A 22,972-nucleotide genomic window follows, 5' to 3' on the forward strand; every position below is an offset into this window, starting at 1 on the left:
CCTTGTGGGAGAAGGTGGCGCGAAGCGCCGGATGAGGGGTCTTTCTCCACAGAGAGATTGCTCCGTGCGGAAGCAACCCCTCACCCAAATGAGTTTGCCGCACGGCTCTCGTTGCCCTCTCCCACAAGGGGAGAGGGCACATCAACGGGCGCCGCTGCTCGCGGAGAGACCGGGAGGAAACAAACAGAATGTCCGCCAGATACGAAGAGCTCAAAGGCCTCAAGAACATCGGCCAGAAATACGCCTACACCGATCGCGAGGTGATGCTCTATGCCTACGGCATTGGCCTGGGCGCCGACCCCATGGACGAGAACGAACTCGCCTTCGTCAACGAGGGCACGTTCACGCCGCGTCCGCTGAAGGTGGTGCCGACCTTCGCCTCCGTCGCGGCCTGGGGCTCCGGGCCCGGCGAGATGAATCTGAACCGAGTCATGGTGGTCGACGGCGAGCGCGACATCACCTTCCACCAGCCGCTGCCAGTGGCCGCGAACATCACCGCCGATTCCTCCGTGCTCGAAGTCTACGACAAGGGCAAGGACAAGGGCGTCGTCATCGTTCACCAGACCGTTCTGAAAAACGAGAAGGGCGAGAAGCTCGCCACTCTGGTTGCCTCGCGCTTTGCCCGCGGCGACGGCGGCTTCGGCGGGCCGAACCTGACCCAGTCCGATCCGCACAAGATCCCCTCCCGTGCGCCCGATCAGATCATCGACATCACGACGCGCCCCGACCAGGCGCTGGTCTATCGCCTTTGCGGCGATCGCAATCCGCTGCACTCCGATCCGGAGTTCGCGAAGAAGGCCGGCTTTCCGCGCCCGATCCTGCACGGCATGTGCACCTACGGCATCACCTGCCGCGGCGTGCTGCAGACGTACGCGGATTACGACGCCTCCGCCTTCCGCCAGCACGTCGCGCGGTTCTCGTCCCCGGTCTATCCCGGCGAGACCGTGACCATGGACCTCTGGAAGGACGGCAACGTGGTCTCCTTCGAAGCCAAGGTGAAGTCGCGCGGGGTGACCGTGATCAAGAACGGCAAGACGGTGCTGGGTTAGCCATCTTTGTCATTCCGGGGCGCGCGAAGCGCGACCCCGGAATCTTGCGCTACAATTTCTGGATTCCGGGTTCAGCGCTGCGCGCTGCCCCGGAATGACGATCATAACAGGGAGGAGCCACCATGGGACTACTCGACGGCAAGGTCGCGCTGATCACCGGCGCGGGTGGCGGCCTCGGTGAGGCCTACGCCAAGCTGTTCGCGCGGGAAGGGGCCTCGGTGGTCGTCAACGATCTCGGTGGTCCGCGCGATGGCTCCGGTACCGACACATCCATGGCGCAGCAGGTGGTGGACGCGATCAAGGCCGAGGGCGGCAAGGCGGTCGCCAACGGCGCCGACATCTCCACCATGGAGGGCGGCCAATCGGTGTTCGACGACGCCATCAAGCATTTCGGCCGCGCCGACATCCTCGTCAACAATGCCGGCATTTTGCGCGACCAGACCTTTCACAAGGCCAGCGAGGCCGACTGGGACAAGGTCATCAAGGTCCATCTGAAGGGCACCTTTTGTTGCACCCTGCCGGTGTTTCGCTGGATGCGGGAAAACGGCGGCGGCGTCATCGTCAACACCTCCTCGACATCGGGCCTGATCGGCAATTTCGGCCAGACCAATTACGGCGCGGCCAAGGGCGGCATTTGGGGCCTGTCCAACGTGCTGGCGATCGAGGGCCGCAAATACAACATTCGGATCTGGACGCTGGCCCCGGGCGCCCTGACCCGCATGACCGCAGACCTGCCCCGCTATAAGGAGAACCCCGGCGCCGCGCTCGGGCCGGACGGCATCGCGCCGGCCGTGCTATACATGGTCAGCGACTTGTCCGGCGACCAGACCGGCAAGGTGCTGGGCGTGTCCGGGCCCCGCGGCGTGCGCGAGATGCGGATGATGGAAATGGACGGTTGGAAACCGCCGCATTCGGGCTGGAAGGCCCAGGACATCGCCGATCACGCCAAGGAGATATTTTTCTCCGAGGAGCAGATCAAGATGGGGGCGCGGCGGTTTTAGCCACACTGTCATTCCGGGGCGCGACGAAGTCGCGAGCCCGGAATCCATAATTACCAGCTGGGGTTATGGATTCCGGGCCTGGCCCTTCGGGCCATCCTGGAATGACGACAATTGATAGGACAGAGAGACCCAATGAAACTCACCGCCGACGCCAAGGGCACCTTCGCAATCGCCCCGACGCCGTTCCACGACGACGGCCGGATCGACGAGCGCTCGATCGACCGCCTGACCGATTTCTACGAGGAGGTCGGCTGCGACGGCGTCACGGTGCTGGGCATCCTCGGCGAGGCCCCGAAGCTCGACGCCGCTGAAGCCGAGCAGGTGGCGGTGCGCTACGTCAAGCGCGCCAAGAAGATGCAGGTGATCGTCGGCGTCTCCGCACCGGGCTTTGCCACCATGCGTTCGCTGGCGAGGGCCTCGATGGATGCGGGCGCGGCCGGCGTCATGATCGCGCCGCCGCCCTCGCTTCGCACCGACGACCAGATCATCGGCTATTTCAAGCAGGCGGCAGAAGCGATCGGCCCTGATGTGCCCTGGGTGCTGCAGGACTATCCGCTCACCTTGCAGGTCGTGTTCACCCCCGCCGTGATCCGCAAGATCGTGATGGACAATCCGAACTGTGTGATGCTCAAGCACGAGGACTGGCCGGGTCTCGAGAAGATCACGACGCTGCGTGGCTTCCAGAAGGACGGCTCGCTGCGCCCGCTCTCGATCCTCTGCGGCAATGGCGGCACGTTCCTGGACTTCGAGATGGAGCGCGGTGCCGACGGCGCCATGACCGGCTATGCGTTCCCGGAGCTCCTGATCGACGTCGTGAACCTCTCCAAGGCCGGCAAGCGTGACGCCGCGCATGACATCTTCGATGCGCATCTGCCGCTGATCCGCTACGAGCAGCAGCCCGGCGTCGGCCTCACCGTGCGCAAATACGTGCTGCAGAAGCGCGGCATCATCGCCTCCAGCGCGCAGCGCAAGCCCGGTGCGACGATGACGGCGACGGCGAAGGCCGAGGTCGATTATCTGCTGTCGCGGGTTGCCCGTTTCGACAAGCGCGCCAATCTCGGCCCGCAATCCAGCGCCGCGGGTTAATTGAATGGCCGAGACACCAGCATCCCGCCCGGCCTCGACGATCCTCCTGCTGCGCGACGGCGCGAAGGAGCTGGAGGTCTTCATGATGGTTCGCCATCATCAGATCGAGTTCAACTCGGGCGCGCTGGTGTTTCCCGGCGGCAGCGTTGATGCCGGCGACAAGGAGATCGTCGCCCGCGCCGATCTCTATTCGGGCGGCGAAGGCTTGAGCGAAGCCGACCGCGGGTTTCGCATTGCCGCGATCCGCGAGACTTTTGAAGAGAGCGGCATCCTGCTGGCCCGCTCGAAGCAGACGGGCGCGCCTGTCGATGCCCGGCGTGCGGGGGAGATCGCGGACGCGCATCGCGTCGCGCTCAACGAGCACAAGGTCAGCTTCCTCGACATCCTCGCCGAGAACGGCCTCCAGCTCGCGCTCGACACGCTCCTGCCTTACGCGCACTGGATCACGCCGGAGGGCATGCCGAAGCGGTTCGACACCTGGTTCTTTCTCGCGGCCGCACCGCCCGACCAGCTCGGCGCCCATGACGGCCTGGAGTCCACCGACTCGATCTGGGTCTCGCCGCGCGAGGCGGTGGAGGGCGGCGAGAACGGCCGCTTCAAGCTGCCATTCCCGACCACGCGCAACCTGATCCGTCTTGCCAAGCAGCCAAATGTGAGCGCGGCGCTGGAGCACGCCCGCGGCCTGTCCATCGTCACGGTCATGCCGGTCATGACCAAGACCGAAACCGGCCGCCAGCTCCGCATCCCCCGCGAGGCCGGCTATGACGGCGAGGTGTTCGAGGTCGGCGCCGCCGGCTGATCCCGGCCTGGCCGGGACGAACGTGGAGGGCGCATAGCCCCGAGACGCAAGGAGGGGTGGCAGTCCAGAATATTAACGATGTTCCGTGGCCCGGGGCATGTTCCCCCGGGGCTGCAATACGTCGTATATTGGGCCTCCGATAGCCCAGTCCCCCCACACGCACCAATGTCCGCCGAATTGACGCCGACCCCTGAGAAAAAGCGAATCTTCTCGCTCTCCATCGGCCAGCTCACCTTCGGCAGCTTTCTGTTGGTGCTGGCGGTGATCATCGTCACCTCGACCGCGAGCGTGATCGCGATCCGCCATATCGACACCACCTTTGCCGAGCTGCAGCGGCTCCAGAGCGTCGGGGACCTCGCCGAGGACATCGACCGCCGCATGAACGAATTGCGCCTCGCCGCGCGCGACTTCGTCACGGACCCCGGCGCCGGCATCCAGTTCCAGCAGGTGGGCGAGGCGGCATCGACGCTCAGCGAGATCCTGAAAAAGACCCGCATCGAGCTCGCGCCCGAGCAGCAGGACATGCTCGACGGGGTCACCGAGCGGCTCGCGACCTATCGCACCGGCCTGGAGCGGATCTCCACCCTGATCGAACGCCGCGCCCAGCTGCTCGCCGGACTGCCGCCGCTGCGCGAGCAGTTCGACGCGGCCGTCGCGGGCACCGCGGACCGCGAGCTGGCGTCCCGCCTGTCCGAGGCGCAGAGCCGGATCGCGCTCGGGCTGCTCGCACGCAACCAGTCCGCGGCCGAGCAGGCCGCGCAGGGGATGCGGGCCCTCGATATCGGCGATGCCCGGCTGAAGTCGGCGGTCAACGACTATGCCGAGGCGATCATGGCCGTGGCCGTCCGCGAGCGGCAGATCGCCGACATCGATCGCGAGGTGCTGGGAACCGAGGGCCGATTGATCGGCCGCGTCACCGAGTTGCTGCGCGAGGTCAGCTCCCGGCGCGGCCACGTGCTGTCGCGCGATTTTGCCCGCACGCTGACCGAGGCGCGATGGCAGAGCATCGTGCTCGGTACGGTCGGTGTGCTGATCGGCATTGGTGCTGCGTGGTTCGTGGTACGCAGGACGGTGCGTCCGCTTGCTCAGATCGCGCGATCCATTCGCGCGCTCGCGGCAGGCCGGAAGGATACCTCGATTCCGTCAGCCGAGCTCGACAACGAGATCGGCGACATCGCGCGGGCGGCCGAAGTGTTCCGCCGCGCGCTGGAAGAGGCCGATACGGCGCGCGAGGCGGCGGTGCGGGCGCTCACGGAGCAGCGCCTCGCCGAAGAGAGCTACCGAAAACTGTTCGAGGGATCGGTCGACGGCATCTACGTGACGACGCCGGCCGGCGACCTTCTCAACGCCAATCCGGCCCTGGCGCGTATGATGGGTTATGACAGCCCGCAACACCTCATCGACAGCATCAACGACATCACCCACACGATCTACGTCCATCCCGAGGCGCGCGCCGAATACCAGCGGCTGATGGCGCGCGACGGCATGGTGCGCGAGTTCGAGTACCAGGTGCGCCAACGCGACGGCAACATTCTCTGGCTCTCCGACAGCGCCACGGGCGTGCGAGACGAGCAGGGCAACATCGTCCGCTACGAGGGCACGCTGCGCGACATCACCGACCAGAAGCGGGCGGAAGAGGCCATCGCCGAAGGCCGGCGCCTGCTGCAGCAGGTCATCGACACCGTGCCCGCGGTCATCAACGTCAAGGACCGCAATCTGCGCTACGTGCTGATGAACCGTTATATGGCCGGCATCTTCGGCATCGAGCCCGGCGAAGCGCTCGGCCGCACCACCGCCGACCTGATGTCGCGCTACGGTGCCGCCAAGACCGACGAGAACGACAAGCGGGTGCTCAAGCATCGAAAAGGTCTTGGTTTCTACGAGGAGGAGTATCAGGACGCCTCCGGCAACATGCGGCAATGGCTCGTCAACAAGCTGCCGCTGCTCGACGCCGAAGGCGAGATCGAGCGCATCGTCACGGTGGCGCTCGACATCGGCGAGCGCAAGCGCGGCGAGCAGGAGATGCGAAAGGCCAAGGAAGCCGCCGAGACCGCGCTACGCAATCTGCGCGAGACCCAGGCCTCGCTGATCGAGGCGGAGAAGCTCGCCGCTCTCGGACGCCTGGTCGCCGGCGTCGCCCACGAGGTCAACAATCCCGTCGGTATCAGTCTCACGGTCGCCTCCGCGCTGGAGCGCAAGACCGCGATCTTCACCGCCGAAGTCGAGCGCGGCGAACTCCGCCGCTCCACGCTCAACGACTTTCTCGGTACCAGTCGCGATGCGTCCTCGCAGCTCGTCTCCAATCTCAACCGCGCCGCCGAGCTGATCCAGTCGTTCAAGCAGGTCGCCGCCGACCGCAACTATTCGGACCAGCGCACCTTCGATCTGGGCGATCTCACCGAGCAGGTGGTCATGAGCCTGCGACCGGGCCTGCGTAAGCACAATCTGACGCTCAACGTCGAGTGCCAACCGGATCTGACCATGAACAGCTATCCCGGCCCGTACGGCCAGGTGCTGACCAACCTGTTTCTCAATTCCGTGGCGCACGCCTTCCCCGACGGCCGGCCCGGGACGATCGAGATCCAGGTGCGGGAGTGCGGCAAGGACAATGTCGAGATCATCTTTTCCGACAATGGTTGCGGCATGTCGCTCGATGTCCGTCGCCGCGCCTTCGATCCGTTTTTCACGACGCGGCGCGATCAGGGCGGCACCGGTCTCGGCCTGCACATCGTCTACAGCATCGTCACCAACCGGCTCGGCGGCCGCCTCGATCTCGATTCTGAACCGGGTGGCGGCACGCGGATCCAGATAATCCTGCCCCGCGTGGCGCCGCTCGAGCAGGCGGCCGAGTAGCTAGTCCGCGTCGGCGAGTTTATGCAGCGTCGCGCCGAAGATTTGGCTGGCTTTGCCGACCAGCGCAGTGCCGGTCATCTCCCCGCGCGTGTCCGTGAAGGTGCCGGTGACGCCGATGCCGACCGGGGCAGGGCCGCCGAACAGCGGATTGTCATTGCCGCGAGGCGAGGTGTGGCGCTGCACCAGCACCTCGCCCTTGAAGGTGTTGTTGTCCCTCACCGTGTAGCTGCCAGTATAATAGAGATAGGCATCGCCGCCGAGGATTTTGCCGTCGCGGAAAAGAATCACGCCGCTGCCCTTGCCGACTCGCCCATCGAGCAGGGTCACGTGAATCGAATAGAGGCCGTTCTTCATAACGTCCCACAGGCCGGCCGCCATCGCCCAATGGCGTAACCGGTCCGGCTTTTATGCCAAAGCCCTTCCGCTGGCGCAACGCGGAGTTTGCCGGCCGGTCGCGGCGGCCTGCGAGCCGTAGTTGTCCCAGCTTGTCCGTGACGGCTTCGTGACGCTCTGATGGTGAGGCGAGGCCGGCGTTGCGAATCAGAATTGGCCCGCGAAATGCATAACCATTGTTGCACTGGCCGCGGGGTGCTGGAGCAAGACGAACGTGACCAACTGGATCGATTCCGGCGGCCATGAGCCGCGTCTGTACAGTGCGCGTCCCACGAATTGCAAAAGCGAACAACGGCGGATCGGCGACGCGATAGATCGGGGAAACCTGATGCGGCTGGCGTTCGTCTTGGCTTTGATCGCGCTCGCAGCCTCCTCGGGGCACGCGCGCGACCGCGGGCAGTTCGCCAACACCAATCCCGAATTGAAGGCCTGGTTCGACAGTCTGCGCAGCGGCAAGGGGCCTTGCTGCTCCGATGCCGACGGTTCGGCGCTTTCGGACTCCGACTGGGACAGCAAGGACGGACACTACCGCGTCCGCATCCCGCGCCACGGCTATGCGCTCGACGGCCAGCCGCAGGAACTCGTCTGGGTCGATGTGCCCGAGGAGGCTGTGATCTCGGAGCCAAATCGGGTGGGGCGCACCATGGTCTGGCCGATCTACGGCTACATGGGCGTCTCCATCCGCTGCTTCATGCCCGGTAGCATGACCTAGCCCCACGCGGTCTCATGTCGTCCCACGAGGCCGCGTCGCGTTAGGTGTACTTATTGTCGCGCTCGAGCAGCTCGATGGAGATGCCTTCGGGGCCACGGATGAAGCAGATGCGCACGCCGGGCCGGATGGTCGTCGGCTCGCGCGTGAACGTGACGCCCTTGGCCTTGATCTCGGCCGCCACGGCGTCGATGTCCTTCACGGTCAGGCCGAAATGGTCGAGGCCCTGATGCGGGTGCGGCGGCGGCGGGTTGACTGCGCCATCGCCTTCGAGCGGCGCGATGAAGATCCTGGCCCCGCCAAGATTCACGTCGATTCGTCCTGGGGCGTGCACGATCTCGCCGCCAAGGATGTCCCGCAGCCAGGCTGCCGTGGCCTCCGGATCGGGGCTGCGCAGATGGACGTGATCCCAAGTGACGGCGAAAGGCATTTCATGGTCTCCCAACGGGTCTTGCGATGTTGCGCCGCATGTTAGCGGCCTCGGCCGGTGCTCGCCACCGCCCTTGCCGATTCGCATGACGCGCGGGAACCTTAGTTCGTTGCCCGGATTATGGAAGCTGCGGCCGTCCGTCGTCGATGCGCTTCGGCCGCGATCGGTGATGCAACCATATGAACGCCAAGCTCGACCGGATCGGATTGGGGCGTTTCGCCGGGACCGGCGAACGCGTGGCGCGCGCTGTCACGATCGCGAGCGTCTCGTTTGGCCGAAGCCTCCTGTGGCTACTGGCGGCGATCATCGCCGGGTGCGGGATCTGGATGCTGCTGCCGCTTTCCAAAGGCAATAGTGCTGAGCCGGCGAGGAACGATCTGGCGGCTGTTGAGGCACCCCGCTCGGGCGATGCGCCCCCACTGGCGTTGCCGGCGTCCGAGGCTCAGGGTTCGGCGGCGGCAGAGCTCGGTCGTCTCAGGATTTCGTCTCAGACCTGGCGCCGCGGCGGACACGGCTCCAAAGCGCTGGTGACGTTCACGCTGCGAAACGACAATGACTATGCCGTAAGAGATGTCGAGATCGTGTGTGCCTTTATGAGACGCGACGGCAGTCATCTCACCGAGCGCAGCCGTGTGCTGGCGGACCCGGTGGAAATGAAGAGCCGCAAGACCTTCGCGCATGTCCCCGTCGGCTTCGTTAACGTGAATGCGGATCAGGCAAAATGCTCGCTGGCTGCAGCACGCCGTGCCTGAGGGCGGCGTGTTCCGGTAGCGGAAAAGTTACCTTGCGCGGTCATTGGCAAAAAATGCGTGCATGGCCAATTGAACCGAACGGCTGGGCTAGGAACCAATTGAAAGATCGCCTGTTGAGGCGGAGAGAGCTCACGCGGGAATGCGGGGCCGGAGCGTGGCCGATGCCCATCTTTAGATATTTCATCTTTGTCGGTGGAGCTTTGCTCGCACTGCTGTTCGCGGTGGACTTCGTCTTCCCGGCGGCGCCTGTCGCGCAAGCAGTCGCGGCCGCCGGCAACGACCAGCCGTTGATCCGGATCCGGTCCAATCAGCATCTGCCTGAGCGCGTGGTGCTCGACACCAGTCAACCGGCGATAGCCGCACCCGCGGTGAAGACCGCCTCTGTTGCTGCTCCCCAGCCGCCGGTCCAGGAGGTCGTGTCGCCGGCCTTTGCCGAGATGTCGGCTAAGACGCGGGTGCGCGAGACCTTTGCCCAGTTCACGCCGGCGAAGGCCGAGACCGCTGCAGCCAGGAAGTCCGAGGCCGCTCAGCCTCAGGTTCCTCAGGCTCAAGCCACTCCGGTACAGGCTCAGCCCAAGCGCAAGATCGTCAGGACGCAACCGGCGCCGCAGCCTGGCCGTCCCATGATGCTGGTCGCCCAGCAGCCGCATTTTGGTCTCTTCAACACGACCTGGTGACGACGCCTTCAACCCGTCTGGCCGGAGGTTGGAAGGGCTTTTTATTAGCCGGCCTCTCTGCTAATTCGGAGCGACCCGAACGTCGTCCGGTGTGCTGGTTTGCCAGCGCCGGCTGGGCGATCTCGGTGGCCAGGTACCCGGGCCAGGGCGCTCGTAGCTCAGCTGGATAGAGCATCGGATTTCGATTCCGAGGGTCGGAGGTTCGAATCCTTCCGAGCGCGCCAGTCCTGTGTTGTTCCCGACATGTTCTCAATCGACGTCGTCGCAGCACTGGATGCGTCAGCAGGCCTGGCGAACACCACCCTGCCGGCCGCGCGCCAGCGTGTCAGAAGGCGCCTCGTGGAAGCTCGCACGGTAGGCTGCGGCGAATTCGCCGAGATGATGGAAGCCGTGGGCGCGTGCGCAACTGGCGACGGTGACGCCGCCGCCCTTGAGGAGCCGGGACCGGGTCGCCCAAAGGCGCTTCAGACGAATGTACTGGTGCAGGCTCATGCCACGCACCTTGCTGACGGCCCCGCCGATAGTCCTGATCGAGACGTCGAACTCGCGGGCCAGATCGGCCGTATAGATCGGCGCGGTCGGGTAGGTCGCGACATAGTCGTCGATGCGTTGCACAAGCTTGATCGCCCGCTCGCCCTGGACCGAGGCACTCCGAGCCGACGTCGAATCGGTCCGAAACAGATCGTCGAGCGCGAGCAGAAGGCCTTCCTGGAGATGGGCCGCAACCTCGGCGGTTTCGAACAGGCCCGGCTGCACCGATGCGGTGCGCAGGATGTCGAGCAGGAGCTGTCGCGTGTGCAGCAGCGCGGGCCGGTTCGCGACATGAGTCCGCAAACGGTCGGCATGATCGAACCAGCCCCTGTCTCTCAGCCCGGGAGAGAAGATGATCATGGCATGATGATTGGTCCGGGGTTCGACGAAATGGCAATCATCGTTGCCGCGAAGCGCCATGAAGAATCGGGCGTCGAGATCCACTCCCTTGAAACTGGCCTGAAGATCGTCGGTCATGGACAGGATCACCAATCCGCCCGGCATCCGATAGGCGCTGTCGAGGATACGCGCGAACGATCTCATCATGATGATGCGGCACGCCGGCAGGGAGACGACGGCGCGGGCCGCCGCGAAGTTGGGGATGTCGAGCGGAATGCTTCTGGCATCCTCCATCGCCTCCATCGGCCGAAACGCATCGACATCGGAAAAGCCGATCAGTTGAAGCGCGGAGGAGGAAGCGAGGTCGTCGAACAACATGTTTCCGGCCGGTTGCTGAAATGAGACAATCAAATGAACGTCGATGCATGGCCATCAATGGCGAAACAACGCGCTTCAGTAAACCGGATTTCAGGCCGTAGTATTGCGGACATCATGCCATGAGTCCGTCAGGTCGATGTCACCGCGACGTTCGCGGCGGCAAGGTCAATGCGATGCTCACAGGCGAAGGCGTCCAGCTCCGTCGCATTGTAGAATGACGTTATCGGCTGTCTCATCTTTGATCTAGATCATGCCTCGATCGCGCAAGGCCGCTCGGCCGCGACACGATCGCAAAAAGCGAAGGGGCCCGAGGGCCCCCTTCAAACGTCACCAGCGACGATAGCCATAATATCCATAAGGGCGCGGACCGTAATAGCGCGGCGGCCCATAATACCGAGGACCGTAGTAATACGGCTGGGGCCTGTAATACCCATAATAGTTCGGACGCCACCAGCACTGTCCCCAGGCGTCGCAGACCATGCGGACCTGCTCCACGTCGGAGACTTGTGGTGTCGCAGGTGCGGGCGCGATCGGCATGGCGGATGCCGCCGACGCCGCAGCGAGAACGCCGAACAGGGACGCGGCGACGAGGCCAGTCTTGAGAGTCATGGTGTCTTCCTCTGCTTACGCGATGCAGGATATCGAAATTCATCGGATCAAATTGTGGCGGAACCGAAATGTAATGCTGATGAACAGACCTTCGGCGAGCCAGTCCCTGACTCGCTGCCCCGAGCCGGCTTGGCGGCCAGCTCGTGCCGTGCCTTGAACTTGATCCTGCGCAATTCGCCACTCTGCCTTGGCTCTTACTGTCGCAATCATGGCAGCGGCGCAGTGCTTGCTGCCGGGCAAGGTGAGCCGGATGCGAGTCATTCCAAATCTATCGATCTCGCCGGAGAAGGTCTTCTTCGTCATCTCGAAATCGCGCCGCTCCGACAGCGAAGCCGCCGGGAGCGGTGTGGCCCTGGATTTCGGCGACGACGACATGGGCTATGGCCGCGGCGGACGCGGCGAAATCACCGACCGTGCCGAGCTTGCAGGCTTCATCCGCGATCTCAATGTCGACGAGCAGATTGGCCGCGGCGACGGTGATCTCTCGGACTGGCGACAACTGCGCGTGCAGGCCGCGCAGGCACACAACCAGCGCACCGCGTCCTACCTGATCGGCACGCCGATGCTCGCCGACTATCTGGAGGAGGCCATGGAGCAGTTCGGCAAGTCCTCAGAGGAATTCGAAGAACAGCTTTGATGCCGGACTCGGCGTCAACGCGTGTGAAGGAGAAGATGCAAATGGACAAGATGAGAATCGAAAAGGGCGACTGGCTGGTCGTGTGCGACGGGCGCAAGGCGCTGATTCTGGAAAATCTCGGCGACGGGATGTTTCCGAACCTTCACACCAAGGAGGTGCACGAGCAGCCCAATCCATCGACCAGCGCGCAAGGAAGCGATGCGCCGGGCCGGCTGCATGCCGCTGCCGGCGGCGCCCGCAGCTCGGTCGAGCAGACCGATTGGCACGACGAAGCCGAGCGTGCTTTCCTGCGCAGCCTGGCCGGGCGGCTCGACGCTGCCGTCAACTCCGGCGAGACCACGGCGCTGACCATGGTGGCCTCACCGCGCGCGCTCGGTATGATCCGCGCCGACTATTCGGAGGGTGTGCGCAAGGCGCTTCAGGGGGAGATCGGCAAGGACCTCGTCAAGCTGCCGGTCTACGAGATCGAGAAGCAATTGCTGCGGTCGGGGGCTGCCAAATAACGGCGCCGCAGGGCCGGGCGCTCCCTCAGTAGCAGGGGTGCCGCCGGCCGTCCTGGCCGATATAGGCGGCCGCGCTGCGGTAGCAACGATTGGTCGCCGGGCCGTCGTAATAGGCGAAAGTGCCGGGGGTAATGCCGGGTCCGTAATTGTGCAGATAGCTGATCGGGTAGGGCAGCGGGTTGGCGTAAGAGCGGTGATACCGGTGGCGCCCGTGCGCCTCTGCGAGGCCAGGGGCCAGGATTGCTGCCGTCAGGGCCGCAACCGCGGTGACACGCGCCAACTTGCTCATCTCGATTCTCCGGAACCCGCTCGAATAGGTCAGCCGTTTATAGCAATTTCGGGCGCTCAGGCATTGCTCCAAAGGCTCGAAATCATGGCCGATCCCGCGGATTTTCAGCGGGGTGTGACAGAATTGCCGGCTAGGCGGTCGGAAGTTGCCCATTTTTGGCCTTTTCGGGATGCTTAACGAATTCCCCACTCAAGTATGACCAAGTATTTAGTTCAGGAATCCTGTCGCCGGCCTTTGGGGGCTCCTTCGAGGCCGGTGCACGTCTGAAGGCTGTCGCCGCCACTCGCCATGCGCATCACGCTTTTGAGCCTGTTGTTGCTCTGCTTCGCCGCCGCCACCCCGGCGCGCGCCGAGCTGCGTATCACCCGTGACCATGGCGGCTATGTCGAGGAATACAAGGCCAAGTACAAGCGCGTGCGCGAGAAGGGCGAGCGCGTCATCATCGACGGCATCTGCAATTCGGCGTGCACGCTCGTGCTCGGCATCGTGCCCATGAACAAGATCTGCGTGACGCCGCGCGCGAGCCTCGGCTTCCACCAAGCCTATTACGACAAGGCGTTCACCTTCGGCATCAAGGTCACCAGCGCCGAAGGCACCTCCGATCTCATGTCCTACTACCCCGACGCCGTGAAGGAATGGATTCGCCGCAATGGCGGGCTCACCACGGACATGAAGAAGATCAAGAACGGCGTCGACCTCTGGAAAATCGTCAACCCCTGTCCGGAAGAATGGTGAGCGGCTGAGCTGGACCGCCGCCGGTCCGTCGCAGCGCAGCAATCATGAGGACGAAATTCGCATTGCCGCATGGCGTCCGCTCGGGCAATGAGGGCGGCAATGAACCATAATCAAGAAGCCCTGAGCGCCCGCGCCGCGCCGATCCTGTTCGTCCTGCTCTGGAGCACCGGATTCATCGGCACCAAATACGTCGTCGAGAACGCCGATCCCCTGACGTACCTCGCCATCCGCATGGCGATCGTGGTCGCCCTGATGGCGATCATCGTCGCAATTGCGCGGCCGAAATGGCCTGATGGCATCGGCATCGCGCACAGCGCCGTCGCGGGTATCCTGGTTCACGGTTTCTATCTCGGTGGTACCGCAATTGCGATCGCGCACTCGATTCCCGCCGGGCTCTCTGCGCTGATCCCGGGCCTGCAGCCGATCCTGACCTCGACCATTGCCAATCGCTGGCTCGGCGAGAGGGTGACGCCGTTGCAATGGGCCGGGCTCGTGCTCGGCCTCGGCGGTGTCGTTCTGATCCTGCACAACCGGCCGATGACCGGCGAAGCCGGGCTCGGCTGGCTGGCGTCGGTGGTCTCGCTGATCAGCATCACGCTCGGCACGCTCTATCAGCGCCGCCATTGCAACCAGATCGACTGGCGCGCCGGCAACCTCGTGCAGTACGTCGCCGTCACCATCTTCTTCGCGGTCGGCGCTTTCCTGTTCGAGGACCGCGTGGTGCACTGGACGCGGGAGTTCGTGCTCGCGCTCGCCTGGCTCGCGGTGGCGCTCTCGATCGGTTCGATCGGACTATTGTACTGGCTGATCCGCCACGCGGCGGCGACCTCGGTCGCGAGCCTGTTCTATCTGGTTCCGGCCGTGACCGCCCTGATGGCCTATTTGCTGTTCGACGAGAAGCTCGATGCGCTGGCGATCGCGGGCATGGCGATGTGCGCGGCCGCGGTGTTCGTCGTCAACCGGCGAGCCTAAGCGGCCGGGGCCGGGAGATAGGGAGTCGCGGGACTGGTCTCCGGACACGCGCGCATCCGGAGGACCTAGCCAGAGCGCCCCGATCAGCGCTTCGCCTTCTTGGCTTTCTTCTTTGCAGCTTTCTTTCCAGCTTTCTTCGGTGATTTCTTGGCGGCCTTTTTCGCGGTCTTCTTGGCCGTTTTCTTCGTCGTCTTCTTCGCAGCCTTCTTGGCCTTCTTCTTGGTGGCCTTCTTCGGCGCGACCTTCTTCGCGACCTTCTTGGCGGCTTTCTTCACCTGCTTGACGGCGGTGACCGCGGCTTCCTTGGTCGCTTCGACGGCGTTGGTGATCGTGTCCATCGCCTGTTCGGTAATCGGCTTGTCGTCGTCCATATCGTCCCCCACGGTTTGTATGGCGCGATCACGATAGCGGGTTTCGAAATTGTGTCAAAGCAACGCTCAACCTTTGCGGATCTTTGCGTACGCGGCGAGTGCGCGCTCGCGTCCCCTGGCGTGATCGACGATCGGCGGCGGATAGGTCTTGCCTATCGTGATGCCGGCGCTTGCGAGTTCGATCGGCGTTGCCTGCCAGGGTCGGTGGATCAGCTTGGCCGGCATGTCCTTCAGTTCCGGGACCCAGCGTCGAACATAGGCTCCGTCAGGATCGAACTTCTCGCCCTGGAGCTGCGGATTGAACACGCGGAAATAGGGCGCAGCGTCCGCGCCGCAGCCGGCGACCCACTGCCAGTTGGCGGGATTGCTGCCGGCGTCCGCGTCGACCAGCGTGTCCCAGAACCAGGCTTCCCCTTCGCGCCAGTCGATCAGGAGGTGCTTGACCAGGAAGGACGCCACCACCATCCGGACGCGGTTGTGCATCACGCCGGTGTGCCAGAGCTCGCGTAGCCCGGCATCGACGATGGGATATCCGGTGCGGCCGCGTTGCCACGCGGAGAGCGCCTTGCCGTCGGGCGCCCAGGGGAAGCCGTCGAAGTTCGTTTGCAGATTCGCGGTGGCAAGGTCGGGGTGATCGTGCAGGAGGTGGCGGCAGAATTCGCGCCACCCGAGCTCGCTCAGGAACTTTTCGACGCCGGGCACGAGGGTCGGATCTTCCGCCGCGGCAAACCGGGCGGCGTGCCAGACCTGGCGCGGGCTGAGCTCGCCGAACCGCAGATGCGGCGACAACCGCGACGTGCCGTCCCGATCGGGGCGGTCGCGGTCGGCGACATAGTCGCGGGCTCCTTGCTCGAGGAAGGTGCGCAGGCGCGCTCGGGCAGAGGCTTCGCCCGGCGTCCAGCTCTCGCGCAAGCCGCCCGCCCAATCGGGCCTGCTCGGATCGAGCTCCCAGCTTTCCAGCCGATCGCTGGCGATCCGCGCCGAAGGGCGCAGCTCTTTGGGCGCGGGCAAGGGCTTTGGCGGATCGCCGAGCGACAGCACGCGTCGCCAGAACGGCGTGAACACGCGCAAGCCCCGCCCCTCCTTGTTGCGGATCGCCGAGGGCGGCACCAGGAGATCGCCAGGGAAGCTTTGCGAGTCGATGCCGAGCTTCGATAGCGTTGCCGCGAGCTGGCTCTCAAGGGCCTGGTGAGGCGCCTGCGCGATTGCGTTCCAGTAGACGGCGCGTGCGCCACTCTCGCGCACCACCTCGGGGATCACCTTGGCCGCAGGTCCTCTGCGCAGGACCAGCGACCCGCCACGTGCGGCGATCCCGGCCCCGAGCGCCCGCAGCGACTGCGCCAGCCACCAGCGCGCCGCGCCGCCGGGTGCGCGTCCCACGGATTCATCGAACACATAGAGGCAGACCACCGGCTGGCCCGTCTTCGCGGCGGCGTGGAGGGCAGGGTGATCGGTCAGGCGGAGATCGTCGCGAAACCAGACGATGATGGACGGCGGACTTGGCGGGGTCAGGGAGGCCTCGTTTACCAGTTGGAAACCATGCCACGAGCGGTGTTGGGGAACCACCGTTAATGCGGCCGTAAGCCGCTTGCACTATTATGCAGGAATTACGGGGGTCATTCCATCCATGTTCAAAGCTTCGCTTGGGAAGTTCTTGCCGCAGTTCAAGCTCGGCACCAAGGCCGTGCTGTGCGCGGTGCTGCTGATCGCAATGAATACGGCTCTGGTTGTCGGCGCCGGCTATTGGTCGCTGACATCCGCCTTCAATGATCGCGCGCTGCGGGACATCGAGGTCAACCTCCGCACCTTGGCGCTGGCCTTCAGCGAGACCGTTCCGGCCGCCAAGATTACGGTGCGGGACGGCGCGGTGGTGCGTGCCGAGATCCCGAAAATGCCCGAGCTGAAGGACCATGCCATCGTCGACCGGGCGGTGTCCTATGTCGGCGGCAACGCGACGCTGTTCGTGTTCGACGAGGTGAGCGGGCAGTTCGTGCGACGCTCGACCAATGTGAAAAAGGAAAACGGCGACCGCGCGGTCGACACCCAGCTCGCCGCGGACCATCCGGGCCAGGCGCCGCTGCGCCGTGGCGAGGCTTACAAGGGCCCGGCCACGCTGTTCGGCAAGACGTTCATGACCGCCTATTTCCCTATCGCGGACGCGAGCGGCAAGGTCGCCGGCATTCTCTATGTCGGCATTCCCATGGCGCAATTCGAGGGCATGCTGTCCCAGGCGATGGAGAGCATGGCTGCCGCCGCCGGGCTCGCCGCGCTGCTGGTCCTGGTCCTGACCCTGCTGGTCGTCCGCCGCATCACCCGGCCGTTGACCTCGGTCACGCGCTCGCTCACGGCGCTTGCCGAGGGCCAGAGCGAGGTCGCGATCGAATGCGAGGACCGGGCCGACGAGATCGGCGAGATCGCCCGCACGGTGGCGGTGTTCAGGAGCAATTCGCAGGAGCGGGCGCGCCTGCGCAGCGAGCAGGCGGCGGCAAGTGCTGCTGCCGCCGAGCAGCGCAAGGCCGAGCTGCGCAACTTCGTCGAGGAGTTCCGCGGCAGCGTCGGCGGCATTCTCGACAAGGTGCTGGCATCGTCGGGCGAGTTCGAGCGCGCCGCGCACCAACTCACCGAGGCCGCGCGCGCCACGGCGGAGCTGTCGGCGCAGTCGGCGGGCGCTTCCGAAAACGCCTCCGAGCACGTGCGTTCGGCCGCGTCGGCTTCCGACGAGCTGTCGCAATCGATTTCCGAGATCACCCGCCGGGTGCAGGAGTCGAACCAGATCTCCGCCGAGGCGGTCCGGCAGGCCGAGGCGACCGACCAGCGCATTGCGCAGCTCTCGGAAGCCGGCTCGCGCATCGGCGACGTCGTCAACCTGATCACCTCCATCGCCGAGCAGACCAACCTCCTGGCGCTGAACGCGACGATCGAAGCGGCGCGCGCGGGCGATGCCGGCCGCGGCTTCGCGGTGGTGGCCCAGGAGGTCAAGACGCTCGCCGGCCAGACCGCCAAGGCCACCGACGAGATCTCGAACCAGATCGAGAGCATGCAGCTCGCGACCGAGGAATCAGTCGCCGCAATCAAGGGGATCAGCCAGACCATCGAGCGCATCAGCGGCATCGCCGGTTCGATCTCGGCGGCGGTCGAGCAGCAGAAGGGCGCGACCCACAACATCGTGGCCAGCGTGCGCGCGGCGGTCTCGGGCACGGCCGATGTCGCGGTCAATGTCCGTGAAGCCGCCAAGGGCGCCAGCGAGACCGGCGAGACGTCGAGCCGGATGTTTGCTTCCGCAAAGGCCTTGTCGGGCGAGAGCCTGCATCTGAAGGCCGAGGTCGACGGCTTCCTCGACCGCGTGCGGGCGGCTTAGTCGATACGGTCATTCCGGGGCGGCTCGTAGAGCCGAGCTCTGGTGCGCAATTGCGCACCAGAGAATCTCGAGATCCCGGGTTCGATGCTGACGCATCGCCCAGGAATGACAGTGCATTATTTCGGCTGCGGCACGATGCGGATGTAGGGCTTCGGCTCCTTCCAGCCCTGCGGGTAGATCGTCTTGGCCTCGTCGTTGGAGACCGAGCCCGCGATGATGACGTCGTCGCCCTGCGACCAGTCGGCCGGGGTGGCGACGCGGTGCTTGGCGGTGAGCTGGAGCGAGTCGATGACGCGCAGGATCTCCTGGAAGTTCCGGCCCGTGGTCATCGGATAGACCAGCACCAGCTTGATCTTCTTGTCCGGCCCGATGATGAAGACGTTGCGGACGGTCTGGTTATCGGCGGCGGTGCGGGTGAGGGGATCGCCCGAGATCGCGGCCGGCAGCATGCCGTAGAGCTTCGAGACGTTGTAATCGGTGTCGCCGATCATCGGGTAGTTCGGAGCCGCGCCCTGCGTCTCCTTGATGTCTTCCGACCATTTGGCATGACGATCGACCGGATCGACCGAGAGGCCCATCAGCTTGACGCCGCGCTTGTCGAATTCCGGCTTGAGCCTGGCGAGCGCACCGAGCTCGGTCGTGCAAACCGGCGTGAAGTCCTTGGGGTGCGAGAACAGGAGCGCCCAGCTGTCGCCGATCCAGTCGTGAAACTTGATCTTGCCTTCGGTGGTCTCGGCTTCGAAGTCGGGCGCGGTGGCGCCGATCGGAAGTGTCATGATGTTACCTCATCGCATTGAATTTACTGGAGAATTCGTCTCTGGCCGTCGCTTTCAGTATAAGGGCGTTACAGGCCTAAGTGAACGACAACTGAACCGGCTCACGTAAAATGTGAATTCCTTCCCTGAAGGGCCGGTTTCCTAGCAACTTATTGTTACGGCTGCACCTGCGGCGAAACATCTCCACCCGGGCTCGCACGGTATCGCTCGCCCCGATAATGCCTTTTATGACTTCCATCACGCTCGCCCGGCGCATCCCAGAACCATCGTGGTCTTCACAGCGACCAATTGGCAACCATCTGGAGAAGTCGCGATCGCCGTATCGAATCGTTAACCACCCCTTTACGCCGGCATGAAATTGCTGGTCCGTCAGAAGAAATCTGGAAGTGAACTATGTCCGCCGCTGCGCCTAAATCTGCCGAGTCCTCCTCCCTCGAACCGTCCTGCCGCGATACCGCGGCCCATGCACTCTCCGTCGTGCGCGACGGGGTGATCACCGGAGAGGGGCCGACCACCAAGGGAAGGGTGCATTTCTCCCGTTCGCTCGATGCCGATGACACCGCCTGGTGCACGCGCATCCTCACGGCCACCGCCGTCAACGACCAGCCGGTCAGCCGCGCCGAGGCCGAAGTGCTGTTCGAGATCAACGAGGCCGCGACCGAGCGCACCGACGGCGGCCGCTTCGACGATTTGCTCGCCAAGGCAGTGGCCCATTATGCCGCGAGCGCCTCGGGCCTGAAGGTGCCGCCACGCAGCGTTGCGCTGGCGGCCGACACCGAGATCGAGAGCTGGGCGCCGTCCTATGCCTCCAAGGTCAACAGCGAGATGCTGGAATGGATCGCCGGCCAGATGCGCGGCAAGCGTCACAATAATCGCCGCCTCATGGCGATGGTCGCGACCTTCCTCGGCGCCACCGCACTGCCTCTGGCGGGCCAATTGCCTAACGTGTTCGACATCGGGATGTGATACCGGGCATGTGAGATCTTGGGCGTCGGCGGATGACGCGAGCGTGTCGTTGCAGACGTGCATATTCATCCTCGCGGCCGATCTCGCCCGAGCTTTGCTTTGATCTCTCGCCCTCTGAGATGAAGAGGGCGCAGGGAAGACCGGGAGCCCGCAGGCACCCGAGGTCCACTGTGCGAAATCTGCGTAGTGAGCTGCACAGCGGCATACAGGTGTAGCCAGGACATCCCGGCCTTCCCTGCGCAGTGGTTTGACGGCTTATGTCGAGCTCTCCCCGGGGAGCGATGCACTATTGCCCCCGTCGCCTTGCGGATGGCTGATGCGCGTGCCCGGTCGGGCCGCCGCATCACCGCAACACTTGGCGCACAGACCCCGGGCGCCAGGACCACACGATTTTGCCGTACGCAAGCCACACCCGTCGTTGGCACGAGGTCTCCGCTCACGGTTGCCCGCCCTGCGAAGCCGTTCGCGCCGGTGTGACCCACGTCCACCGCCGCCCGACCCGCGTTCGTGACGATCGCGATACGCCCCTCTTCGTTGGGCCAGGTTGCCGCAACACATACGTAATTTCCGAAGTTCGGTAAAGCGGAATATTTGTAGCCGCGTGCGTTGACCCATGGCTTGCGTGTCTTGCCCCACGGGTAACGCGAGGTGTTGTGGCCGAGGCGGCCTGGGCCCTTGGATTTGTGCAAGGGAAGGCGCGCAGCGCGAACGAGATCTCGATCTGTGTCTGTCCTGAAAGCGGCATTTGCGCATGGTGCTCAAGCGGCTGCGCAAGCAGCTAGGAAATCACTGACATGCAAAAGGCCCGCCGCTCCCCGAGAGGGCGGCGGGCCTTGTTGCTGGTGAGGTTACCAGCTGCGGTAACGGCCGGTCAGTGTGCCGTTGTTGTTACCGCCGGGGCCGACATCACCCTGCGTCGAGCTCGGCGTCGGATGGTTGGTGCCGTTGAGGGCGCCATAGGGGCCGACGGCGTCGGGATAATACGCGCCCGGCTGGACCGGCTCATAGGCGGGCGCGCTGCGGTCCCAGCCGACGCGCGGGCCGTTCCAATCATAGCCCTGTGCCGACGCCGCGGTGGTGCCAACGATGAGGGCTGCCGTGATCGCGCCGATCAGTTTTGTCTTGTTCTGCATTTTGATGCTCCTTGCTGGTGTCGTAAGCCAACGGTTGCAGTGCGGTAGCGTTCCGGGGCGCTCGGCGGCGCGCGATCAAACTCCGATCAACTGGTTATGAGGGGTGAGCCGCGGAACGAAGCCGTTGAAACCAGAACGGAATTCCGGGCGTTCTGCCGCACCCGGTTCCCTGGTAATCCCGTGCCTTAACCAACAATTAATAATACGTTTGCGGGTGGGTGACGGCCCGGCCTAGCCTCTCGCGGGGAGCGTTGTTGCAAAGCCAAACGAGTGTGGTGCGTATCATGATTGCCAGATCACATGGGGCGGTGTTCGCCTCGCTCAGCGCTGCCGTGCTGCTCCTCAGCTCCAGTCACAGTTTTGCCGGACCCGCCGTGGCAGCGGCGCCCGGTGCCGTCACGGCCGCGCCACCGCCGGCTGCGGCACGCGCGCCGATCGGCCCGGGGGCCCGGTTCCATCGCCGCAGCTCTCCCTGGGTCTATTGGCCCGGCGGCGGCGGCTTCTTCAACGACGGCGCCGGCTACAGCCAGCCCTTCGCCGATGTAACCCAGTCGCTCTCCGCCGATCTGCGCTACACCTACACCTACGATGTGCCCTGGGACTGGACGCATCGCTATCCGCCGAACGTCGTGCCGTCGAACCGGCCCTATGTGCCGAGCTGTCCGACCGAACAGGTGACGGTGCCCGGCCGCGGCGGCAGCGAGCACACCGTCAACATCACGCGCTGCTACTGATCAGAACTAACCGAGTTCAAAGCTGGTCACGCCGAAAACGCGGTCGATGCGCAGCGGCGGGATCGGCCCCGTGTACATCCGCGCCGTCTCGAACACCGGCGCGAGGCCGAACGATTGCGCCAGCGCAATCGCCTCGCCGTTGACGGCGGGAACGTCGAGGAAGATCTCACCGCCGCCCGTGCTTCCAAGCAAGGCTTGCACGACCGCCTCGGCCGCTGCGCGGTCGTCTGCGACGAGCGGGCCGATCTTGTGGCCTGAGCGGCACGGCCGGATCACGCCCCATGCGGCCAGCCTGCCGTCGCGCAGCAGCGCGCGACCGACATGTCCCGACGTGTTGATCCAGGCGCGCAGGAAGGCGCTGCGGACTGCAGGGAAGACGGTGGCATCGTCGGCTTCGACGATTGCGAGCGGGATTTGGTCGAGGGCGACGATGTCGGCCGGCGGTTTGGCCGGCGCGGCCACGACGCCGCGATGGCGGATATTGGCATAAGCGAACCGGAAGCCGGATTTCCTGTAGTTCTCCTGCTGCGCGACCACGCCGTCGAGCCCGATCACGCGACCGCCCGCATGCGCGATCGCCGCGTTCCAGATCCGCAGGCCATGGCCGCCGCCGCGAAAGCGCTCGCGCACGATATAGAAGCCGAGGAAGGCAAAGCGGTCGTCGTAGTTGACGCAGGAGACGGTCGCGACCGGCGCGCCGTCGATCTCGCCGACGAAGAAACCCTGCGCGTCGGGAATCGCAAAGCATGCGGCATCTTCAAGGCCCGGATTCCAGCCCTCGGCTGCGGCCCAGTCGACGGCGAGTCCGATTTCGCCGGGGCCTAGATTGCGGATCTGCAGATCACTCATGGCCGATGCTCTCGACGGTGGACCGGCCGGCGCGTCCGGCGGT

Annotated in this window: 25 protein-coding genes and 1 tRNA gene; 16 read left to right on the forward strand and 10 right to left on the reverse strand. The window is 64.9% G+C overall.

Annotated features, from left to right (window positions below; genetic code table 11):
* The first annotated feature begins 188 nt into the window (after window positions 1-188).
* From AC3WLX_RS22530 to AC3WLX_RS22550, 5 genes are all read left to right on the forward strand, one after another.
* Window positions 189-1,049 carry a MaoC family dehydratase gene (locus AC3WLX_RS22530; RefSeq protein WP_492337624.1) on the forward strand — a complete coding sequence of 287 codons (861 nt, stop codon included), beginning with the start codon at window positions 189-191 and terminating at the stop codon, window positions 1,047-1,049.
* A gap of 122 nt (window positions 1,050-1,171) precedes the next feature.
* Window positions 1,172-2,050, forward strand: coding sequence for an SDR family oxidoreductase (locus AC3WLX_RS22535; RefSeq protein ID WP_492337625.1), 879 nt, complete (start codon window positions 1,172-1,174; stop codon window positions 2,048-2,050).
* A 132-nt stretch (window positions 2,051-2,182) separates the two neighbouring features.
* Window positions 2,183-3,136 carry a dihydrodipicolinate synthase family protein gene (locus AC3WLX_RS22540; RefSeq protein WP_291624375.1) on the forward strand — a complete coding sequence of 318 codons (954 nt, stop codon included), beginning with the start codon at window positions 2,183-2,185 and terminating at the stop codon, window positions 3,134-3,136.
* Window positions 3,137-3,140: 4 nt separating this feature from the next.
* Complete coding sequence (locus AC3WLX_RS22545; RefSeq protein ID WP_492337626.1) at window positions 3,141-3,935, forward strand: NUDIX hydrolase; 795 nt, start codon at window positions 3,141-3,143, stop codon at window positions 3,933-3,935.
* Between the two features lie 165 nt (window positions 3,936-4,100).
* Window positions 4,101-6,788: a PAS domain S-box protein gene (locus tag AC3WLX_RS22550; protein WP_492337627.1), complete on the forward strand. Its 2,688-nt coding sequence runs from the start codon at window positions 4,101-4,103 to the stop codon at window positions 6,786-6,788.
* Here AC3WLX_RS22550 and AC3WLX_RS22555 read toward each other — a convergent pair whose 3' ends face one another.
* On the reverse strand, window positions 6,789-7,142 hold the full coding sequence (locus AC3WLX_RS22555; RefSeq protein WP_492337904.1) for a GrlR family regulatory protein: 354 nt from the start codon (window positions 7,140-7,142) through the stop codon (window positions 6,789-6,791).
* Between the two features lie 253 nt (window positions 7,143-7,395).
* On the opposite strand from AC3WLX_RS22555, the gene AC3WLX_RS22560 reads away from it, so the two are divergent.
* Window positions 7,396-7,893, forward strand: coding sequence for a hypothetical protein (locus AC3WLX_RS22560; protein ID WP_492337628.1), 498 nt, complete (start codon window positions 7,396-7,398; stop codon window positions 7,891-7,893).
* Between the two features lie 40 nt (window positions 7,894-7,933).
* Here the strand turns inward: AC3WLX_RS22560 and AC3WLX_RS22565 are convergent, their stop codons facing one another.
* Window positions 7,934-8,320, reverse strand: coding sequence for a VOC family protein (locus AC3WLX_RS22565; protein ID WP_291624384.1), 387 nt, complete (start codon window positions 8,318-8,320; stop codon window positions 7,934-7,936).
* 179 nt (window positions 8,321-8,499) lie between these two features.
* On the opposite strand from AC3WLX_RS22565, the gene AC3WLX_RS22570 reads away from it, so the two are divergent.
* The 3 genes from AC3WLX_RS22570 to AC3WLX_RS22580 all read left to right on the forward strand — a co-directional run bounded on the left by AC3WLX_RS22570 (window position 8,500) and on the right by AC3WLX_RS22580 (window position 9,973).
* On the forward strand, window positions 8,500-9,072 hold the full coding sequence (locus tag AC3WLX_RS22570) for a hypothetical protein (protein ID WP_492337629.1): 573 nt from the start codon (window positions 8,500-8,502) through the stop codon (window positions 9,070-9,072).
* A 161-nt stretch (window positions 9,073-9,233) separates the two neighbouring features.
* Window positions 9,234-9,749, forward strand: coding sequence for a hypothetical protein (locus tag AC3WLX_RS22575; protein WP_492337630.1), 516 nt, complete (start codon window positions 9,234-9,236; stop codon window positions 9,747-9,749).
* A 147-nt stretch (window positions 9,750-9,896) separates the two neighbouring features.
* Window positions 9,897-9,973, forward strand: a tRNA-Arg gene (locus tag AC3WLX_RS22580).
* 55 nt (window positions 9,974-10,028) lie between these two features.
* Here the strand turns inward: AC3WLX_RS22580 and AC3WLX_RS22585 are convergent.
* Window positions 10,029-10,997, reverse strand: coding sequence for an AraC family transcriptional regulator (locus tag AC3WLX_RS22585; RefSeq protein ID WP_492337631.1), 969 nt, complete (start codon window positions 10,995-10,997; stop codon window positions 10,029-10,031).
* A gap of 327 nt (window positions 10,998-11,324) precedes the next feature.
* Complete coding sequence (locus tag AC3WLX_RS22590) at window positions 11,325-11,606, reverse strand: hypothetical protein (RefSeq protein WP_492337632.1); 282 nt, start codon at window positions 11,604-11,606, stop codon at window positions 11,325-11,327.
* Between the two features lie 250 nt (window positions 11,607-11,856).
* Between AC3WLX_RS22590 and AC3WLX_RS22595 the strand changes: the two genes are divergently transcribed.
* Window positions 11,857-12,243, forward strand: coding sequence for a DUF3775 domain-containing protein (locus AC3WLX_RS22595; protein WP_291629400.1), 387 nt, complete (start codon window positions 11,857-11,859; stop codon window positions 12,241-12,243).
* Window positions 12,244-12,284: 41 nt separating this feature from the next.
* Window positions 12,285-12,746: a host attachment protein gene (locus AC3WLX_RS22600; protein ID WP_492337633.1), complete on the forward strand. Its 462-nt coding sequence runs from the start codon at window positions 12,285-12,287 to the stop codon at window positions 12,744-12,746.
* Window positions 12,747-12,771: 25 nt separating this feature from the next.
* On the opposite strand, the gene AC3WLX_RS22605 is transcribed toward AC3WLX_RS22600, so the two are convergent.
* Complete coding sequence (locus tag AC3WLX_RS22605) at window positions 12,772-13,035, reverse strand: hypothetical protein (RefSeq protein WP_291629396.1); 264 nt, start codon at window positions 13,033-13,035, stop codon at window positions 12,772-12,774.
* Window positions 13,036-13,323: 288 nt separating this feature from the next.
* Between AC3WLX_RS22605 and AC3WLX_RS22610 the strand changes: the two genes are divergently transcribed.
* Together AC3WLX_RS22610 and AC3WLX_RS22615 are read left to right on the forward strand one after the other, a co-directional pair.
* Entirely contained in the window at window positions 13,324-13,770 is a 447-nt protein-coding gene (locus AC3WLX_RS22610; protein WP_492337634.1) for a hypothetical protein, read from the forward strand.
* 99 nt (window positions 13,771-13,869) lie between these two features.
* Window positions 13,870-14,742: a DMT family transporter gene (locus AC3WLX_RS22615; RefSeq protein WP_492337635.1), complete on the forward strand. Its 873-nt coding sequence runs from the start codon at window positions 13,870-13,872 to the stop codon at window positions 14,740-14,742.
* 83 nt (window positions 14,743-14,825) lie between these two features.
* Here AC3WLX_RS22615 and AC3WLX_RS22620 read toward each other — a convergent pair whose 3' ends face one another.
* Both AC3WLX_RS22620 and AC3WLX_RS22625 read right to left on the reverse strand, forming a co-directional pair.
* Window positions 14,826-15,113 (reverse strand): histone, encoded by a 288-nt coding sequence (locus AC3WLX_RS22620; protein ID WP_492337636.1) that lies wholly within the window; start codon window positions 15,111-15,113, stop codon window positions 14,826-14,828.
* Between the two features lie 66 nt (window positions 15,114-15,179).
* On the reverse strand, window positions 15,180-16,571 hold the full coding sequence (locus AC3WLX_RS22625) for a cryptochrome/photolyase family protein (protein ID WP_492337905.1): 1,392 nt from the start codon (window positions 16,569-16,571) through the stop codon (window positions 15,180-15,182).
* Between the two features lie 169 nt (window positions 16,572-16,740).
* Between AC3WLX_RS22625 and AC3WLX_RS22630 the strand changes: the two genes are divergently transcribed.
* Window positions 16,741-18,471, forward strand: a complete 1,731-nt coding sequence (locus tag AC3WLX_RS22630) for a methyl-accepting chemotaxis protein (RefSeq protein WP_492337637.1) — start codon at window positions 16,741-16,743, stop codon at window positions 18,469-18,471.
* A gap of 116 nt (window positions 18,472-18,587) precedes the next feature.
* Here the strand turns inward: AC3WLX_RS22630 and AC3WLX_RS22635 are convergent, their stop codons facing one another.
* Window positions 18,588-19,247 (reverse strand): peroxiredoxin, encoded by a 660-nt coding sequence (locus AC3WLX_RS22635; protein WP_492337638.1) that lies wholly within the window; start codon window positions 19,245-19,247, stop codon window positions 18,588-18,590.
* 393 nt (window positions 19,248-19,640) lie between these two features.
* Between AC3WLX_RS22635 and AC3WLX_RS22640 the strand changes: the two genes are divergently transcribed.
* Complete coding sequence (locus AC3WLX_RS22640) at window positions 19,641-20,213, forward strand: hypothetical protein (RefSeq protein WP_291630804.1); 573 nt, start codon at window positions 19,641-19,643, stop codon at window positions 20,211-20,213.
* Between the two features lie 848 nt (window positions 20,214-21,061).
* Here AC3WLX_RS22640 and AC3WLX_RS22645 read toward each other — a convergent pair.
* Complete coding sequence (locus tag AC3WLX_RS22645; protein ID WP_291630079.1) at window positions 21,062-21,346, reverse strand: hypothetical protein; 285 nt, start codon at window positions 21,344-21,346, stop codon at window positions 21,062-21,064.
* A gap of 284 nt (window positions 21,347-21,630) precedes the next feature.
* Between AC3WLX_RS22645 and AC3WLX_RS22650 the strand changes: the two genes are divergently transcribed.
* Window positions 21,631-22,080, forward strand: coding sequence for a hypothetical protein (locus AC3WLX_RS22650; RefSeq protein WP_492337639.1), 450 nt, complete (start codon window positions 21,631-21,633; stop codon window positions 22,078-22,080).
* Window positions 22,081-22,086: 6 nt separating this feature from the next.
* Here the strand turns inward: AC3WLX_RS22650 and AC3WLX_RS22655 are convergent, their stop codons facing one another.
* Window positions 22,087-22,929, reverse strand: a complete 843-nt coding sequence (locus AC3WLX_RS22655; RefSeq protein ID WP_492337640.1) for a GNAT family N-acetyltransferase — start codon at window positions 22,927-22,929, stop codon at window positions 22,087-22,089.
* Between the last annotated feature and the right edge of the window lie 43 nt (window positions 22,930-22,972).

The sequence above is a fragment of the Bradyrhizobium sp. FW305-F6 genome, from assembly GCF_058782905.1.

Coding starts and splice junctions, on each gene's coding strand:
- AC3WLX_RS22570 (WP_492337629.1), top strand. CDS start 8,500: ATGAACGCCAAGCTCGACCGGATCGGATTGGGGCGTTTCGCCGGGACC.
- AC3WLX_RS22590 (WP_492337632.1), bottom strand. CDS start 11,606: ATGACTCTCAAGACTGGCCTCGTCGCCGCGTCCCTGTTCGGCGTTCTC.
- AC3WLX_RS22640 (WP_291630804.1), top strand. CDS start 19,641: ATGTCCGCCGCTGCGCCTAAATCTGCCGAGTCCTCCTCCCTCGAACCG.
- AC3WLX_RS22540 (WP_291624375.1), top strand. CDS start 2,183: ATGAAACTCACCGCCGACGCCAAGGGCACCTTCGCAATCGCCCCGACG.
- AC3WLX_RS22530 (WP_492337624.1), top strand. CDS start 189: ATGTCCGCCAGATACGAAGAGCTCAAAGGCCTCAAGAACATCGGCCAG.
- AC3WLX_RS22620 (WP_492337636.1), bottom strand. CDS start 15,113: ATGGACGACGACAAGCCGATTACCGAACAGGCGATGGACACGATCACC.
- AC3WLX_RS22635 (WP_492337638.1), bottom strand. CDS start 19,247: ATGACACTTCCGATCGGCGCCACCGCGCCCGACTTCGAAGCCGAGACC.
- AC3WLX_RS22545 (WP_492337626.1), top strand. CDS start 3,141: ATGGCCGAGACACCAGCATCCCGCCCGGCCTCGACGATCCTCCTGCTG.
- AC3WLX_RS22575 (WP_492337630.1), top strand. CDS start 9,234: ATGCCCATCTTTAGATATTTCATCTTTGTCGGTGGAGCTTTGCTCGCA.
- AC3WLX_RS22555 (WP_492337904.1), bottom strand. CDS start 7,142: ATGAAGAACGGCCTCTATTCGATTCACGTGACCCTGCTCGATGGGCGA.
- AC3WLX_RS22535 (WP_492337625.1), top strand. CDS start 1,172: ATGGGACTACTCGACGGCAAGGTCGCGCTGATCACCGGCGCGGGTGGC.
- AC3WLX_RS22585 (WP_492337631.1), bottom strand. CDS start 10,997: ATGTTGTTCGACGACCTCGCTTCCTCCTCCGCGCTTCAACTGATCGGC.
- AC3WLX_RS22600 (WP_492337633.1), top strand. CDS start 12,285: ATGGACAAGATGAGAATCGAAAAGGGCGACTGGCTGGTCGTGTGCGAC.
- AC3WLX_RS22605 (WP_291629396.1), bottom strand. CDS start 13,035: ATGAGCAAGTTGGCGCGTGTCACCGCGGTTGCGGCCCTGACGGCAGCA.
- AC3WLX_RS22550 (WP_492337627.1), top strand. CDS start 4,101: ATGTCCGCCGAATTGACGCCGACCCCTGAGAAAAAGCGAATCTTCTCG.
- AC3WLX_RS22650 (WP_492337639.1), top strand. CDS start 21,631: ATGATTGCCAGATCACATGGGGCGGTGTTCGCCTCGCTCAGCGCTGCC.
- AC3WLX_RS22615 (WP_492337635.1), top strand. CDS start 13,870: ATGAACCATAATCAAGAAGCCCTGAGCGCCCGCGCCGCGCCGATCCTG.
- AC3WLX_RS22630 (WP_492337637.1), top strand. CDS start 16,741: ATGTTCAAAGCTTCGCTTGGGAAGTTCTTGCCGCAGTTCAAGCTCGGC.
- AC3WLX_RS22565 (WP_291624384.1), bottom strand. CDS start 8,320: ATGCCTTTCGCCGTCACTTGGGATCACGTCCATCTGCGCAGCCCCGAT.
- AC3WLX_RS22610 (WP_492337634.1), top strand. CDS start 13,324: ATGCGCATCACGCTTTTGAGCCTGTTGTTGCTCTGCTTCGCCGCCGCC.
- AC3WLX_RS22645 (WP_291630079.1), bottom strand. CDS start 21,346: ATGCAGAACAAGACAAAACTGATCGGCGCGATCACGGCAGCCCTCATC.
- AC3WLX_RS22595 (WP_291629400.1), top strand. CDS start 11,857: ATGCGAGTCATTCCAAATCTATCGATCTCGCCGGAGAAGGTCTTCTTC.
- AC3WLX_RS22655 (WP_492337640.1), bottom strand. CDS start 22,929: ATGAGTGATCTGCAGATCCGCAATCTAGGCCCCGGCGAAATCGGACTC.